Source organism: Aureimonas jatrophae, assembly GCF_900104035.1.
Taxonomy (GTDB): Bacteria; Pseudomonadota; Alphaproteobacteria; order Rhizobiales; family Rhizobiaceae; genus Aureimonas; species Aureimonas jatrophae.
In genome coordinates this window covers 137,188-152,973 of sequence record NZ_FNIT01000004.1, presented here as the reverse complement: position 1 = coordinate 152,973, position 15,786 = coordinate 137,188, and the positions used below count along the sequence as shown (strand labels likewise).

General features: G+C 69.1%; 16 protein-coding genes. 13 read left to right on the top strand and 3 right to left on the bottom strand.

What is annotated here, in order from left to right:
* Positions 1–20: 20 nt before the first annotated feature.
* The gene (locus tag BLQ76_RS10725) at positions 21–935 is read right to left on the bottom strand and encodes a polyprenyl synthetase family protein (RefSeq protein ID WP_090673346.1); all 915 of its coding nucleotides are present in this window, start codon (positions 933–935) and stop codon (positions 21–23) included.
* A 185-nt stretch (positions 936–1,120) separates the two neighbouring features.
* Here BLQ76_RS10725 and mtgA point away from each other — a divergent pair, with 185 nt between their 5' ends.
* Both mtgA and rpmF read left to right on the top strand, forming a co-directional pair.
* A complete protein-coding gene (mtgA, locus tag BLQ76_RS10720; protein ID WP_090672938.1) occupies positions 1,121–1,804 on the top strand; it encodes a monofunctional biosynthetic peptidoglycan transglycosylase in 684 nt (227 codons plus the stop codon).
* Between the two features lie 240 nt (positions 1,805–2,044).
* Entirely contained in the window at positions 2,045–2,230 is a 186-nt protein-coding gene (rpmF, locus tag BLQ76_RS10715) for a 50S ribosomal protein L32 (protein ID WP_090672935.1), read from the top strand.
* A gap of 90 nt (positions 2,231–2,320) precedes the next feature.
* On the opposite strand, the gene phaR is transcribed toward rpmF, so the two are convergent.
* Positions 2,321–2,917 (bottom strand): polyhydroxyalkanoate synthesis repressor PhaR, encoded by a 597-nt coding sequence (gene phaR, locus BLQ76_RS10710; RefSeq protein ID WP_090672933.1) that lies wholly within the window; start codon positions 2,915–2,917, stop codon positions 2,321–2,323.
* 226 nt (positions 2,918–3,143) lie between these two features.
* Here phaR and BLQ76_RS10705 point away from each other — a divergent pair, with 226 nt between their 5' ends.
* The 11 genes from BLQ76_RS10705 (at position 3,144) to BLQ76_RS10660 (ending at position 14,099) form a co-directional block, all read left to right on the top strand.
* Positions 3,144–4,328, top strand: coding sequence for an acetyl-CoA C-acetyltransferase (locus BLQ76_RS10705; RefSeq protein WP_090672931.1), 1,185 nt, complete (start codon positions 3,144–3,146; stop codon positions 4,326–4,328).
* Between the two features lie 173 nt (positions 4,329–4,501).
* On the top strand, positions 4,502–5,227 hold the full coding sequence (gene phbB, locus BLQ76_RS10700; RefSeq protein ID WP_090672929.1) for an acetoacetyl-CoA reductase: 726 nt from the start codon (positions 4,502–4,504) through the stop codon (positions 5,225–5,227).
* Positions 5,228–5,330: 103 nt separating this feature from the next.
* Complete coding sequence (locus tag BLQ76_RS10695; protein ID WP_090672927.1) at positions 5,331–5,669, top strand: hypothetical protein; 339 nt, start codon at positions 5,331–5,333, stop codon at positions 5,667–5,669.
* A 176-nt stretch (positions 5,670–5,845) separates the two neighbouring features.
* A complete protein-coding gene (locus tag BLQ76_RS10690) occupies positions 5,846–6,202 on the top strand; it encodes a PepSY domain-containing protein (RefSeq protein ID WP_090672925.1) in 357 nt (118 codons plus the stop codon).
* A gap of 91 nt (positions 6,203–6,293) precedes the next feature.
* Positions 6,294–9,740 carry a helicase-related protein gene (locus tag BLQ76_RS10685; protein ID WP_090672923.1) on the top strand — a complete coding sequence of 1,149 codons (3,447 nt, stop codon included), beginning with the start codon at positions 6,294–6,296 and terminating at the stop codon, positions 9,738–9,740.
* Between the two features lie 21 nt (positions 9,741–9,761).
* Entirely contained in the window at positions 9,762–10,145 is a 384-nt protein-coding gene (locus BLQ76_RS10680; protein ID WP_090672921.1) for an RNA-binding S4 domain-containing protein, read from the top strand.
* Between the two features lie 226 nt (positions 10,146–10,371).
* On the top strand, positions 10,372–10,710 hold the full coding sequence (gene fdxA, locus BLQ76_RS10675) for a ferredoxin FdxA (RefSeq protein WP_090672919.1): 339 nt from the start codon (positions 10,372–10,374) through the stop codon (positions 10,708–10,710).
* A gap of 395 nt (positions 10,711–11,105) precedes the next feature.
* On the top strand, positions 11,106–11,699 hold the full coding sequence (locus BLQ76_RS10670; protein WP_090672917.1) for a CarD family transcriptional regulator: 594 nt from the start codon (positions 11,106–11,108) through the stop codon (positions 11,697–11,699).
* A gap of 276 nt (positions 11,700–11,975) precedes the next feature.
* The gene (locus BLQ76_RS10665; protein ID WP_090672915.1) at positions 11,976–12,842 is read left to right on the top strand and encodes an RNA polymerase factor sigma-32; all 867 of its coding nucleotides are present in this window, start codon (positions 11,976–11,978) and stop codon (positions 12,840–12,842) included.
* Positions 12,843–13,337: 495 nt separating this feature from the next.
* A complete protein-coding gene (locus BLQ76_RS22095) occupies positions 13,338–13,496 on the top strand; it encodes a hypothetical protein (protein ID WP_170842558.1) in 159 nt (52 codons plus the stop codon).
* A gap of 114 nt (positions 13,497–13,610) precedes the next feature.
* A complete protein-coding gene (locus BLQ76_RS10660; RefSeq protein WP_090672913.1) occupies positions 13,611–14,099 on the top strand; it encodes a hypothetical protein in 489 nt (162 codons plus the stop codon).
* Positions 14,100–14,120: 21 nt separating this feature from the next.
* Here the strand turns inward: BLQ76_RS10660 and BLQ76_RS10655 are convergent, their stop codons facing one another.
* Positions 14,121–15,638: a M48 family metalloprotease gene (locus tag BLQ76_RS10655; protein ID WP_090672911.1), complete on the bottom strand. Its 1,518-nt coding sequence runs from the start codon at positions 15,636–15,638 to the stop codon at positions 14,121–14,123.
* Positions 15,639–15,786: the final 148 nt, after the last annotated feature.

Below are 15,786 nucleotides of genomic sequence, written 5' to 3'. Positions count from 1 at the left end.
GGCCCGGGGCGGGCGGTGCGTCAGCGGTCGCGCCCGGCCACGAAGCGGGCCGCTCGGCGCAGCGTCTCGGCCCGCTCGCCGAAGGGCTCCAGCATCGCCTCGGCCTCGCCGACAAGCCGGGCCAGTTCCTGCCGCGTCCAGTCCTGGCCATGCAGGGCGGGCAGGGTCTTCTTGCCGCGCGCGGCATCCTTGCCGGCCGCCTTGCCGAGGGTCGCCGCATCCGCCGTCTCGTCGAGAAGGTCGTCGGCCAGCTGGAAGGCGAGGCCCAGCGCCTCGCCGAAACGCCGCAACACGGTGCGCTCCCGAGGCGCCGCTCCCGCCAGCACCGCGCCCGCCTCGCAGCCGAAGGCGATCAGGGCGCCGGTCTTCATCGCCTGAAGCTGCCGGATCTCCGCTTCGGGGAGCGTCGGGCGGCGCTCGGCCGCCAGATCCAGCGCCTGGCCGCCGACCATGCCGGCGGCGCCCGCCTCGTGCGACAGGAGGCGCACGAGTGCGATGCGTCGCTCCGGCGCGATGCCATGGGCGTCCGCGACGAGCCCGAAGGCGAGCGTCAGGAGCGCATCGCCCGCCAGAATTGCGGTCGCCTCGTCGAAGGCCCGGTGCACGGTCGGTTGCCCGCGCCGCAGGTCGTCGTCGTCCATGGCCGGCAGGTCGTCGTGGACCAGCGAGTAGCAGTGGACGCATTCCAGCGCGAGCGCCACCGGCATCGCCTGCTCAGCCGCTGCGCCGAAGAGCGCGGCGCTCTCGATCACGAGAAAGGGCCGCAGCCGCTTGCCGCCGCCGAGCGCGCCGTGGCGCATGGCCGCCAGCAGCCGGTCGGGCGCCGTGCCCAGAAGCGCGCTCCCGGCACCGAGCGAGGCGTCCATGGCCTGTTCGACGCGCGCGGCGGCCTGGGACAGTTCGTCGGCAAAGCGCGTGTCGGTCTGGCTGGGCATGGGGCGCTTCGGGTCCGGATCGGGAAGGGTGTCGGCGCACTCCTCTTGGCGCAAGCGCGCGCCCGCGCGCAAGTCCGGCGGTTGCTCCGGCTGCGGGGGAGGCGCTAAGACCGCGATGCGGCTAGCCTTCTCGCCGAGGCCCGAGCCCGCCCGATTCTCCCTCAACCCCGGAAGACGCCTCGCCCATGGTCCGACGTCTCGTCTCCGCCGCCCTCCTGGTCGTGGCGGTGCTGGCCGCGATCCCGCTGGTGCTGGTGCCGGTCTATGCGATCCCGGGGATCCGGCCGATCTCGACGCTGATGCTGGCCGAACACTTCACGTTCCAGCCCTTCGAGCGCGAATGGACGCCGATCGAGGACATCGCACCGGTGCTGGTGCGCTCGGTGATGATGTCGGAGGACGGGCAGTACTGCTTCCATGGCGGCGTTGACTGGGACGCGCTGGGCAACGTGGTGGACCAGGCGGTGAACGAGGGCGAGGCGGGCAGGGGCGCCTCGACCATTCCCATGCAAACGGTCAAGAACCTGTTCCTCTGGAACGGACGCTCGTTCCTGCGCAAGGCGCTGGAGCTGCCGCTTGCGACCTATGCGGACCTCGTCTGGTCGAAGACCCGCACGATGGAGATCTATCTCAACGTCGCGGAATGGGGGAACGGCATCTACGGGATCGGAGCGGCGAGCCGCTACTACTTCAACCGCCCCGCGAGCCAGCTCACCGCCAACCAGGCGGCGCTTCTCGCGGTCACGCTGCCCTCGCCCCTGACGCGCGATCCGGCCAATCCGAGTGCCGGGCTTCGGCGCCTGGCGGGCACGGTGGCGGCGCGCGCGCGGGCGAGCGGCGGTTATATCGGCTGCGTCAGCGGCGTCTGACGCCGCGCCCTCTTTCCTTTCGGGCCGGCGTTTGCTATGGGCACCGCTGATTTCCCCGGATCGCGGAACGAAGCGCGGCCTTCAAGACAGGGCGCGGCGCGAGCGTTGCCGATGCGGGGAGCGGTTCGAGGTCCCGTACGGGAGCGCGGACCGGTCGAACCCGAAATTCCAGTTGCGGTCCCGCCGGCCCTCGGCTTTTGAGGAAACCTGGCGCTGCCGGCGCGAACGAAAGAAGAAACGATGGCCGTTCCCAAGCGAAAGACCTCCCCCTCCAAGCGCGGCATGCGCCGCTCGGCCGACGCTCTTTCCGCGCCGACCTATATCGAGGACAAGAACTCGGGCGAGCTGCGCCGTCCGCACCACATCGACCTCAAGAGCGGCATGTATCGCGGCCGCCAGATCCTGAAGGTCAAGGAGAACGCCTGATCCCGAGCCGCCCCTGGGCGGCTGGAACGGCGTTCCGACAGTTGCAAGGCCGGGCTCGCGCCCGGCCTTTTTCGTCGGCCGTGCCGGGTCTCAGTCCTTCTTGCGGTCCAGCGCTTCGAGGCGCCGCTGCATCTCGGCCAGCTGGTCGCGCAGCGCCGACAGATCGTCGGCGCTCGGCTGCGCTGCGGCGGCTGGCGGGGGAGCGGTCGGCTTCTTGGTCTCGCCTCCGCCCAGCGCGCCCGCCATGAACGGGTTGAACACGGCCATCGCCTCGCGGAACATCTCGGTGTTGCGCCGGACCTGCGCCTCCATCAGCGCCATCGGCGACTGCGTGCCCCCGTTCGCGCCGCGGAAGGTCTCCTGCTCGCGCGAGAACGCGGCCATGGAATGCTCGAGATAGGCGGGGATCACCATCTGCATCTGGTCGCCGTAGAAGCGGATCAGCTGTCGCAGGAACGTGATGGGCATCAGGTTCTGCCCGCCCTTGTTCTCCTGCTCGAAGATGATCTGCGTGAGCACCGAGTGCGTGATGTCCTCGCCGGTCTTGGCGTCCTGCACCACGAAATCCTCGTTGCCCTTCACCATGGCCGCAAGGTTCTCGAGCGTCACGTACATCGAGGTGCCGGTATTGTAGAGCCGACGGTTGGCGTACTTCTTGATGATCGTCGTCTCGTTGTTGCGTGCCATCCGCCCGATGCCTCCCGTGCGCCGCAGGCCCCTCGCAGGACCCGTGGATAAGAGATAGGCACAATCGCGCCATGTTTCCAAACGCCGCGCGTCGCTTGTCCCCGGTTCGCCGCGATGCGATCCGGAATCGCGGCGTCTTGAACCTCTTCTCCGGCGGGGCAATTGTTAACGCGAACCGGCGCGCGACGCCGGACCGGGGCGGACAAGGCGAGAGCGAGGACAGTCCATGAGTGCCAATCCATCCATCGTGATCGTGGGCGCGGCCCGCACGCCGGTCGGCGCCTTCAACGGGGCCTTTGCCGACGTGCCGGCGCACGAGCTCGGCGCGGTTGCCGTCGGCGAGGCGCTGCGCCGCGCCGGGGTCGAGGCCGGGGAGGTCGACGAGGTGATCCTCGGCCAGGTCCTGTCGGCGGGCGAGGGGCAGAACCCGGCCCGCCAGGCCGCCATGAAGGCGGGCGTCCCGAAGGAGGCGACGGCCTGGGGCCTCAACCAGCTTTGCGGCTCGGGCCTGCGGGCCGTGGCGCTCGGCCTGCAGCAGATCGCGGGCGGCGACGCGCGCGTCGTGGTGGCGGGGGGACAGGAGTCCATGTCCATGGCGCCCCATGCCGCGCACCTTCGCTCGGGCACCAAGATGGGCGACCTGAAGCTCGTCGACACGATGCTGAAGGATGGCCTGATCGACGCCTTCCACGGCTACCACATGGGCAACACGGCCGAGAACGTCTCGCGCCAGTGGCAGATCACGCGCGGCGAGCAGGACGAGTTCGCGGTGCGCTCGCAGAACAAGGCGGAGGACGCGCAGAAGGCCGGTCGCTTCCGCGACGAGATCGTCCCCTTCACCGTGAAGGGGCGCAAGGGCGACACCGTCGTCTCGGACGACGAGTACATCAAGCACGGCACGACGCTCGACAAGGTCGCCAAGCTTCGTCCCGCCTTCGACAAGGAGGGCACGGTGACGGCCGCCAACGCCAGCGGCATCAACGACGGGGCGGCCGCCGTGGTCCTGATGAGCGAGGCGGAAGCGTCGCGCCGGGGCCTCCAGCCGCTCGTGCGCATCGTGTCCTGGGCCAGCGTCGGCGTGGATCCCGCGGTGATGGGCACGGGACCGATCCCCGCCTCGCGCCGCGCTTTGGAAAAGGCCGGCTGGCGCGTCGAGGACCTCGACCTCGTCGAGGCCAACGAGGCCTTCGCGGCCCAGGCCTGCGCGGTCAACAAGGACATGGGCTGGGATCCCGCGATCGTGAACGTCAACGGCGGCGCGATCGCGATCGGCCATCCGATCGGCGCGAGCGGCGCGCGCTGCCTCAACACGTTGATCTTCGAGATGGGCCGCCGCGGCTCGCGCAAGGGGCTCGCCACGCTCTGCATCGGCGGGGGCATGGGCGTCGCCATGTGCGTCGAGCGCCTCTGAGGCGCCCATGACTTGCGGGCTCGCCGGCGGGCGGTCCTGATTTTCGACACCATACCGACAGGTCGTCCCGGGTCCGTTGATCCCGGGCGGCGGGTCGCGGGTCCCGTCGGCGCCAGCCGCACGGCCGTGGCTCGTCCCGTCGGCACGATTGCAACAAGAGGGAGGTAGCAGGCATGGCAAGGGTCGCGGTGGTGACGGGAGGCTCGCGCGGCATCGGCGCGGCGATCGCGCGCGCGCTGAAGGCGGAGGGCTACGGCGTCGCGGTGAACTACGCCGGCAACGAGGCGGCGGCCGAGAGCTTCCGCGCCGAGACCGGCATTCCCGTGTTTCGCTGGGACGTGTCGGACTACGCGGCCTGCGAGGCGGGTCTGGCCCGGGTCGAGAGCGAGGTCGGGCCGGTCGACATTCTCGTCAACAACGCCGGCATCACGCGCGACGCCATGTTTCACAAGATGACGCCCGAGCAGTGGAACGCCGTGATCGGCACCAACCTTACGGGCCTGTTCAACATGACGCGCCTCGTCTGGGAGGGCATGCGCTCGAGAAAGTACGGGCGCGTCGTCAACATCTCATCGATCAACGGGCAGAAGGGTCAGGCCGGCCAGGCCAACTATTCCGCCGCCAAGGCCGGCGACATCGGCTTCACCAAGGCGCTGGCCCAGGAAGGCGCGCGCGCCGGCATCACGGTGAACGCCATCACGCCCGGCTATATCGGCACCGAGATGGTGCGCGCGATCGATGAGAAGGTGCTGAACGAGCGCATCCTGCCGCATATCCCGGTGGGACGCCTCGGCGAGCCCGAGGAGATCGCGCGTTGCGTCCTGTTCCTCGTGGCGGAGGAGGCGGGCTTCATCACGGGCGCGACCCTGTCGGCCAACGGCGGTCAGTACCTCGCCTGAGGCGTTCGGCGGCGGGCGTGGGAACCCTCCGGCGCGCACGGGTGTTAACGGGGCCAAGAGAAACCGAACCAACGCGCTGCCACTGGCAGCACCGGAGGACCCGATGATCAACAAGAGCCTCACCGCCGCCGCCCTCGCCCTCGTGGCCGTCGCCACCGCCACGCCGAGCTTTGCCCAGGGCATCGAGATCGGCCGCGACGGCGTCCGCCTCGTGGATCCCAACGCCCGCCGCGACGACGACATGCGTCGCGACGACCGTCGCGCGGCCCGCGAGATCGGCGAGCGCGACGCCATCCGTATCGCCCGCGGCGAGGGCGTGCGCGAGGTCGACGACGTGCGTCGCACCAGCCGCTCGTTCCGCGTCGTCGGCGTGGACCGCTCGGGCGACGACATCCAGGTCGATATCGACCGTCGCTCGGGCGACGTCTTGTCGGTCCGCTGAGCCCCTCGCCAGAGAGTGAAGACGGGGCGGTGCCGTTCGCGGCGCCGCCCTTTTCGCGTCCGACGGTTCGTTTCCAGCCGGTGGCTGCGCGGTTCGGGAACCAAACGCCGGGCCGCGCGTCTGTAGCGCACCCGGCGCTGCGGCTTGTCCGGCCGGGCGTTCAACGGGAGTCTTTCATGACGATCAGATCCTTGCTGCGCGTCGGCCTCGTCGCCGCACTGGCCAGCCTCACCGCCGCGCCCGTCCTGGCGCAGGGCATCCAGATCGGACCGGACGGCGTGCGGGTCCTGCCCGACGACCGGGGCCCTCCGGGATACGACGGCCCGCGCCGCTTCCGCGACGAGCCGCCGCCGCGCCGGCGCGAGATCACCGAGCGCGAGGCCGTGCGCATCGCCCGTTCGCAGGGCATGCGAGAGGTGGACGATGTGTTCTCGCGCGGCCGCACGATCCGCGTCGAGGGCGGCGACCGCCGGGGCCGCGACCTGACCGTCATCATCGACCGCCGCTCGGGCGACATCGTCGACGTACGCTGAGGGGCGGCTCGACCGCTTTGCGGACGGGCGCGGCGATCCGTCGCCGCGCCCGGTTGCGTTTTGCGAAGGGCTTCCCACGTAACCTCGCGTGATGATGGATGCGCCCCTTCTCTCGCGCTCGGCCCGCCCGGCGGGCAACCACCCCGACGGGCGTGGCGTCACGGCGGTTCTCGGCCCCACCAATACCGGCAAGACCTGGCTCGCCATTGAGCGCATGGTGGCGCACCCGTCCGGCGTCATCGGCCTGCCGCTGCGCCTTCTGGCGCGCGAGGTTTACGGCAAGGTCGTCGACCGGGTGGGGGTCGGCGCCGTCTCGCTGATCACCGGCGAGGAGAAGATCAAGCCGCCCAACGCGCGCTTCCAGGTCTGCACCGTCGAAGCCATGCCGCGCGAAACGAACGCCTCGTTCGTGGCGATCGACGAGGTGCAGCTCGCCGGCGACTTCGAGCGCGGCCACGTCTTTACGGACCGCATCCTGCATACGCGCGGCCGCGACGAGACGCTGCTGCTCGGCTCGGCCACGATGCGCGGCGTCCTGGAGCGCATGCTGCCGGGAATCTCGTGCATCACGCGCCCCCGCCTGTCGCAACTCCTCTACGCCGGCTCCAAGAAGATCACGCGCCTGCCGCGCCGCTCGGCGATCGTCGCCTTCTCGGCCGAGGAGGTCTACGCCATCGCCGAGCTGATCCGGCGTCAGCGCGGGGGCGCGGCCGTCGTGCTGGGTGCCCTGTCCCCCCGCACGCGCAACGCGCAGGTCGAACTCTACCAGAACGGCGATGTCGAATTCCTGGTCGCGACCGACGCAATCGGCATGGGTCTCAACCTCGACGTCGATCACGTGGCCTTTGCCCAGGACTGGAAATACGACGGCTTCCAGTACCGCCAGCTGACGCCCGCCGAACTGGGCCAGATTGCAGGGCGCGCCGGCCGCCACGTGCGCGACGGCACGTTCGGCGTGACGGGCCGCGTCGATCCCATGCCCCAGGAACTGGTGGAGCACCTGGAGGCGCACGAGTTCCAGAGCGTGCGGGTCCTGCAATGGCGCAACCGGCACCTCGACTTCGCCAGCGTCGACGCCCTGAAGCAGTCCCTCGACCGCGCGCCGCCGAACGAATCGCTGTCGCGCTCGCTTCCCTCGGTGGATCAACGGGCGCTGGAGTTCCTGTCGCGCGACGAGGCCGTCATGCGGGCGGCCCATGGCGCCAAGGCGGTGGAGCTCCTCTGGGAAGCCTGCAAGCTGCCCGACTACCGGCGCATCGCGCCGGCCCAGCATGCCGAGATCATCGCCTCGATCTATGCCGACCTCGTGCGCCGGGGCACGGTGGCCGAGGACTACATGGCGGCCCAGGTGCGACGCGCCGACTCGGTCGAGGGCGACATCGACACGCTCTCGCAGCGTATCGCCGAGATCCGTACCTGGACCTATATCTCGCACCGGCCCGGCTGGCTGGCCGATCCGACACACTGGCAGGAAAACACCCGCGCCATCGAGGACCGTCTCTCCGACGCCCTGCACGAGCGGTTGACGAAACGCTTCGTAGATCGCAGGACAAGCGTCCTGATGAAGCGGCTGAGAGAGAACGCGTTCATGGAAGCTGAAATCGGCGGCGACGGCACGGTGCTCGTTGAGGGTCACCTGGTGGGCGAGCTGCAGGGATTCCGCTTCACGCCCGACACCAAGAGCGACGGACCGGACGCCAAGACGGTGCGTGCGGCGGCGCAGAAGGCGTTGGCGAGCGAGTACGAGAAGCGTGCTGAGCGCTTCGCGAACGCACCCAACGGAGATCTGGCGCTGGGCTCCGACGCCTATGTGCGCTGGCTGGGCGCGCCGATCGCGAGCCTTATCGCCGGTGAGGACGCCCTGCGCCCTCGCGTCGTCCTGCTTGCCGACGAGCAGCTGACGGGTCCTGCGCGCGACAAGGTCGCCGCGCGCGCCGATCGCTTCGTCACCTACCAGATCTCCACGATCCTCAAGCCGCTTGTCGATCTCAAGGAAGCGCAGGGCGCGGAAGGCGTCGCCAAGGGCATCGCCTTCCGTTTGTTCGAGGCTTACGGCCTGCTTCAGCGCCGCGAGATCGCCGAGGAGGTGCGCGCGCTCGATCAGGACGCGCGCGCCGCGCTGCGTCGTTTGGGCGTGCGCTTCGGCGCCTACCACATCTTCGTTCCCGCCCTCGTGAAGCCGGCGCCCGCCGCCCTTCTGACCCTCCTGTGGGGCATCAAGGAGGATGGACGCGAGCGCTCCGGCTACGGCGAGGTGACGCAGCTTCTGGCCACCGGCCGCACCTCGGTTCAGGCCAATCCCGAGTTCGATCCGGTCTTCTACGCGCTGGCCGGCTATCGCCTGCTCGGGCGCCGGGCCGTGCGCGTCGACATCCTGGAGCGTCTGGCCGACCTGATCCGGCCGGCTCTGGGCTGGTCGCCGACCGCCACCGGCAAGCGTCCCGAGGGCGCCTTCAACGGCCGCGAGTTCATCGTCACGCCGGCCATGATGTCGATTCTCGGCGCGACCGCCGATGATATGGACGAAATCCTGAAGGGTCTGGGCTACCGCTCCAACGCGATGGAGCAGCGCGAGGTCGAGGCGACGATGCGACGCCAGGACGAGGCGCTGGCCGCCGCCGAGGCGGTGCGCGCGGCCGAGCCCGTGGCGACCGTGCCGGCCGAGGCGGCGACCTCCGAGGCGGATGCGACGATCCTGGAGGAGGGCGCTCTTCTGGCGCTGCGCGGTGACGAGCCGGCCAGCGACGGGGTGGCGGGCGAGGCGGACGTCGCTGAACCCCTGGCTTCCGCCGAGGGCGTGGCGGTGTCCGATCTGGAGCCTGCCATGGAGCCGGGCGCCGCGTTGAACGAGGGGGATCTGGAGGCCGTCGAAGGCGACGAGCCGCGACCCGTCGACGCGATCCTGTCCGACGCCGCGCCCACCGATGCCGACGAGGTCGAGCAGCGTCCCGCGTCCGCCCCCGAGCCCGACGACGGGAGCCCGACGGTTGAGATCGTCGCGGCCGAGCCGGCCGCCGTGGACGGCGCGGTGACGGCCGAGACTGAAGTCGCGGCCGAGCCGCCGAAGATGGTGCTCCTGTGGCGTCCCCATCGTGGCGGCGACCGGGGCGAGCGTCGCGGCGGTCAAGGCCGGGGACGCCCGGGCGGCCAGAACCGCGAGGCCCGCGGCGGTGAAGACCGCGGAGGTGCCGGTCAGCGCTTCGGGCGCGGAAACGGCAACCGTCCCGAGCGCGGCGGCGACGAGCGGCGCGCGCAGGGCGGTCCGCCGCGCGGCGAGCGCCGGGATGACCGAACCCAGCAGGAGCGTGGCGGTGCGCCGAACCGGAACGGTAGCAAGAACCGTGATGGCGGCACCCGCGACTTCGGCAAGGATCGGAACGGCGAGCGCCAGGGCGGCAAGGATCGTTCGTTCGGCAAGGATCGCGAGAAGGGGGGCGGAGAGCGTCGCTTCGAGGAGCGCCGGTTCGAGAAGCCGCGCGCGATCGACCCCGACTCGCCCTTCGCCAAGCTCGCGGCGCTCAAGGACAAGCTCAAGTAGGACGCGAACGCGGGAGCGGGCATGGCGGCAGGCGAACAGCGCATCGACAAGTGGCTGTTCTTCGCGCGCGTCTGCAAGTCCCGATCGCTCGCCCAGAAGCTGACCGTGTCCGGCGCGGTGCGGGTGAACCGCGAGAAGATCACCCATTCCGCTCGGCTGGTGCGGCCCGGCGACGTGCTGACGATCTCGGTCGCCGAGCGGATCCGCGTCCTGAAGGTTCTCGATCCGGGAACGCGTCGCGGTCCCGCGCCGGAGGCGGCGCTCCTCTTCGAGGACCTGACGCCGCCGCCCGAGCCGGGTCCGACCGTGCCGACCGCACCGCAGGTCGATCCGGGCGAGCGCCCCTCGCGACGCGAGCGCGAAGAAGCGCGACGCTTCAAAGAAGCTTGGGGCGAGGACGGTTGAGCGCCCTTGCGGCCGACCGAGCGGATGAGCGAACGAACGTTCCCCTCCGCGTCCGTTCCGCGCAATGCGCGACCCTTGTCAGCCCCCCCTGAAGCCGCTACGTCCCCCCGATATCGGACCTTGGTGCGCCGTCTCGGCGCCCCGTCCACCCTTCCTCTCCTGACGCCCGCCGCCGGCTCTCTCCCGCCTGCCGGCTCCGCGGGCGGCCTCTGCCGGGAATGCCGCCATGACCTATGTCGTCACCGACAACTGCATCCGCTGCAAGTACATGGATTGCGTCGAGGTTTGTCCGGTGGACTGCTTCTATGAGGGCGAGAACATGCTCGTCATCCATCCCGACGAGTGTATCGACTGCGGCGTATGCGAGCCCGAGTGCCCGGCCGAGGCGATCAAGCCGGATACCGAGCCTGCGCTGGATACCTGGCTGAAGCTCAACGCCGACTATGCCGATAAGTGGCCCAATATCACGGTGAAGCGCGAGGCGCCGGCCGACGCCAAGGCGATGGACGGGGTCGAGGGCAAGCTCGAGAAGTTCTTCTCGCCCGAGCCCGGCCAAGGCGATTGAGATCGCGTCGGGTTCGCACGTCGCGTTCCCGAAACTGCAATTCATCGTGGACGGCTCGCGTCGCCTCCGGGCGGCGCGGGCGATTTGGGTTGAATTTTGCGCCTCGACAGGGTATTATTTCTGCAACAGTCGAGCGCCGGACATCCAAACCTACCCTTGACCCGGCGGTCACGGCCTCTTGAAAGGTTCGCTCCTCCCGCCTTCCGATCGCTCGTCCGTCTCCGCTCGGAAACGGATCGGCTGCGTCGTGGCGGAAGCGGTGTGCCCGAGTCAGGCCAGGCTGCCGCCGCCGGTCGCTCGGACCGTTCGGCCTGCTCAACCCGCGACCCCCTTCGAGGTCGCCCCGTGCATAGCGGCCTCGGCGGCTCTGCACAACAGGGAGTTCAGCTAGCGTTATGAGCATTCAGAAGAAGGTCTCCCAGCGTCAAGGCTTCAAGACCGGCGAGAGCATCGTCTACCCCGCCCATGGCGTGGGGCAGATCGTGGCGATCGAGGAGCAGGTCGTGGCGGGCATGACGCTCGAGCTGTTCGTGATCGACTTCGAGAAAGACAAGATGCGGCTGAAGGTCCCCGTGGCCAAGGCCGAGAGCGTCGGCATGCGCAAGCTCTCCGAGACCGACTTCGTGGAGCGCGCCCTCAAGGTGGTTCAGGGCCGGGCGCGGGTGAAGCGCACGATGTGGAGCCGCCGCGCGCAGGAATACGATGCCAAGATCAACTCCGGCGACCTGATCTCGATCGCCGAGGTCGTGCGCGACCTGTACCGCGCCGAATCGCAGCCGGAGCAGAGCTATAGCGAGCGCCAGCTCTACGAGGCCGCTCTCGGTCGCATGGCGCGCGAACTCGCCGCCGTGAACGAGGTTTCGGAGACCGAGGCCGTACGCCTCATCGAGCTCAACCTCAACAAGGGGCCCAAGCGCACCGCCAAGGTTCTCGAAGAGGACGAGGTCGACGACGGCACCGAAACCGGCGAGCAGGAGGAGGCCGCCTAAGCGGTTCTCAACCCGGGACGTCCCAGATCAGCCGCCTTTCGGGGCGGCTTTTCTTTTGCGCGATGAAATGATACGCCAAGTGTCGGAGATCGACGCATGCCTGCGCATCTCCTTCTTCCCCTTGAACTTTTTTACGCCGCGCTATTTTGCCGAAAAAAGTTTACCCCTTTGGGAACCTTCGTCAGCGGACAGTGTTAACGCAACAGAGCGCCGGGTTTCGGTCCCGTTTCTGCGGCGTTCGGATCCACGCGTTTTCCGTTGGGAAGGTCCGAACCAATGAAGTCTCAGTCCACCCGCCGTCACCTCATCCAGGCCGCCATGGCCGCCCCCTATCTGCAGCGGGAAGAGGAGTACGAGCTGGCGGTCCGGTGGAAGGAGCATCAGGACCAAGAGGCGCTGCACCGCATCACCTCCGCTCATATGCGCCTCGTCATCTCCATGGCCTCGAAGTTCCGTCACTTCGGCCTCGCCATGAACGACCTCATCCAGGAAGGTCACGTCGGTCTGCTCGAGGCCGCCGCCCGCTTCGAGCCCGAGCGGGAGGTGCGCTTCTCGACCTACGCCACCTGGTGGATCCGCGCCTCGATCCAGGACTACATCCTGCGCAACTGGTCGATCGTTCGTGGCGGTACCTCGTCTGCCCAGAAGGCGTTGTTCTTCAACCTGCGCCGTCTGCGCGCCCGCCTCAGCCAAGGGTCCGAGAGCCTGTCCGGCACCGAGATGTACCGCGAGATCGCAACTGCGCTGAAGGTGTCCGAAGGCGACGTCGCGCTGATGGACTCGCGTTTGTCCGGTCCAGACTCGTCGCTGAACGCTCCTCTCATGGAAGACGACTCGGGCTCGGCCGATCGCCAGGACTTCCTGGTCTGCAACGACCCGTTGCCCGACGAGATGGTCTCGGCCTCGATCGACGACGAGCGGCGCGTCGTGTGGCTTCGCTCGGCGCTCGGCGTCCTGTCGGAGCGCGAACTCAAGATCATCCGCGAGCGCCGCTTGCAGGACGACGGCGCGACGCTGGAAGCCTTGGGTTCCAAGCTCGGCATCTCCAAGGAGCGCGTGCGCCAGATCGAGACCCGTGCGCTGGAGAAGCTGCGCGTGGCCCTGCTTCAGGCCAATCCGGACGAAGCCGCCTTCGTCGCCTGATCGCTTCGCATCGGTAGAAATATCAAAAGGCCGCCCTCGTGGCGGCCTTTTCGTATCGGCAAGTCGCGGCGCATCATGCGGATTGCTACCGCTGCGATAGGACGGATACCCGCTCACCGGCAAGATTCCAGTGCGCCAGCCCGTATCGCATCACGTCTCGTGCTCACCTCTTGGCAGGGGATCGCGGACGGTGGCCGCAGGGCGGCTCAGATCTATTCAGAAGGCGCTTTTCCCTCGCACCCGACCCATCGATCGGGAAGGGAAGCGCGCAGGCGTTGGAGAGTTCAAATAACGAGCGGAACTACGTTGCGACGGCGCGCTCCCGCTGCAGGTTCCGCGCCCGTCAGCCGGCAGATGCGCGCACAGCGGTCGATGCATACGCGGTCCGCTGCTCTATGACATCCCGCCCACGGGTGCAGGCATCGGTCTAGGAGCGTGCGGCTGTAGGCACTCCGATGGCATTTCATGCCGCGCTGATGGTTCGGCCTCGGCCTCATGCCGCATCTGGTCAGGGGCTTGGCAGCGGCCGACCAGGTCGCGCGCCCACGCATCGTCTACCTGACGGGCAAGGCCGCGTTCGCCATTATCCGCAAGGAGCAGCGTATGCAGACCGACAGCGCGCGAGACCGTCTGCGGTTGGCATCCGAGGCCTGATCGGGCGTCCGGCACCCGGATCGTTCCACGGCGTGCAGCAGACGGCCAAGACATCGTCGTGAAACCAGGCGATGCGATCTCGGGGGACCCCGTCGACCCAGAGATTGCGTCCTCATGCTCCTTCCCATTCGGCCAAGCTCCCGTCTCGCGGCGGCGATGACGCTGACGGCTATCCTGGCATCTCCCGTCCATGCCCGGTCGGCACCGCCTCCGCCGCTCGCCGCATACCTGCGCGACGCGCTGGAGGTGACACGGTACCGCTGGGCAGCGGCCGATTTCGGCGGCGACGGCGGTCCGGAATTCGTCGTCTACGATCGGGACCCGGGTAGCTGCGGCACCGGCGGCTGCACGCTGTGGGTCGTCAGCTGCGAGGGGACGGGTCCGTGCCGAACCATTCTGCAAGCGCCCCTCGTGCGTTTGCCGGTGCGGGTCCTGACGACGCGCACGAACGGTTGGTTGGACCTCGCCGTCACGCATGCGGGCGGCGGCATGCCGACCTCGGTCGTGCGACTGCGCTTCAATCCGGCTGGCAGGGAAGATGAGGTGCCCGAGACCAGCGATCTGTCGTCCGACGAGCCTCAGGGGCGCATCCTGATCCCGTGAACGGATCCGACGACGGCGTGGCTATTCGGCGATGATCTTGTAGCGCGTGCCGGCCTTGACGGGGCCGAGGTCGTCCATGTCGTTCAACAGGCGGAACATCTCGACCTTGCGCTCAACGCCTTGGATGCGCGAGGCGAGCGAGGCTTCGGTGTCGCCCGGCCGCGCCGTCACGATGCGCACGCGCAGAGGCTTCAACTGCTCGCGCTCGGCCGGGCCCAGCAGGCGGAACGAGCTGGCGATGCTTTGGGCGATCGGCGGCAGGCGCTCCGCCGAGTCGGCGGGAAGCGCGGTCAGGAAGCGGTAGACCTGCCCGCCGACCCGCACCACGGTGACGTTGAAGACGTAGGAGCCGCCGGCCGCCTGAGCCGACACCGCCTCCAGCTCGCCGATCCGGAACGGTCGGATCGAGGTGCGGTCGAGCCCGCCGACCCAGCCACTCTGGATATAATCGGTCAGCGTCGTCGTCTGCGGAATGGCGATGCCGTCGAAGCGCACCGCCGTGTCGCCGGGACCCGTGGCCAGCACGGCCTCCGCCGTGTTGTCGATCACGAAGCCTTCGGGCACCTGGAACGTGATGCCGAGGCCCGGATGGAAGAAAGCGCGTCCGCGCACGTAGCCTTCCGACGCCGTGTCGCCGAACAGCATGCCGTCGATACCCGACAGGTAGCGATCGCGGTCGGTCGCGCCCGAGCCCTCCGGTCCGAACGCGCTGGCATGCTTCTTGGCCAGCTCGACGCGCTGCGGCGCGGCCGGGTGCGAGGCCAGGAAGTCGAGGTCGGGATTGGAGGCCTGGAACGCGTTCCGGAACGAGGAGAACTGGTCCATCGTACGCAGGAAGCGGGCCGCCGCATAGGCGTCGTAGCCGGCATCGCCCGTCTGCTTGATGCCCATGGCATCGGCCTGAAGTTCCTGGTTGCGCGAGAACGAGGCGAGGTTCAGGCGCCCGCGCGCCAATGCGGCGCGCGCCGCCGTGTCGCTCGCCAGGACCTCGTGCACCACGCGACCGGCGAGCTCGGCCGCCTCCTCGCGCTGCTGGCGTTCGATGCCGTGATTGGCCTTCACGTGGCCCATCTCGTGCGCCAGCACCGCCGCGACCTCGGCCGAGTCGTTGGCGAGCGCGAGCAGACCGCGCGTCACGTAGAGATAGCCACCCGGCAGGGCGAAGGCGTTGATGTTGGGCGAGTTGAGAACGGTGATGCGGTAGGCGCGGCCGGGATCGTCGGACACCGCGCCGAGCTTGCCGACGATCCCGGCCAGCATCAGTTCGAGCTTGGGATCGGAATAGGCGCCGCCGTAGGCCGCCAGGATCTTGGGATGCTGCGAGCGGCCGATCGGCGACTGCGGATCGTTCTCCTGCACGCCCTCGAAGGAAACCGGCGTGCGGCTCTGGCCCGGCAGGTAGCCGGTCTGAAGTTCCCCGCCCGCTTCCTCGAGCCCGCTGCCGAGCGAGGTGCAGCCCGACAGCGCGGCCAGCGTCAGGGCGATCACGCCCCAACGACGACCAGCCGCGCCCAGCCCTGCACCCAGCCTCTCCACCATGCCCCTCGATCCCCCGGAACCGCCCGTCCGTTGCGGGTCCGTTCTCATGTAATCGCCCCCGCTCGAACGCGAAAGGGCGACGCGAGCACAGGGCCGGAAAAACGAGACGGACACCCCGACGACCCGACCATCTCGTTTGGCGGCCGTC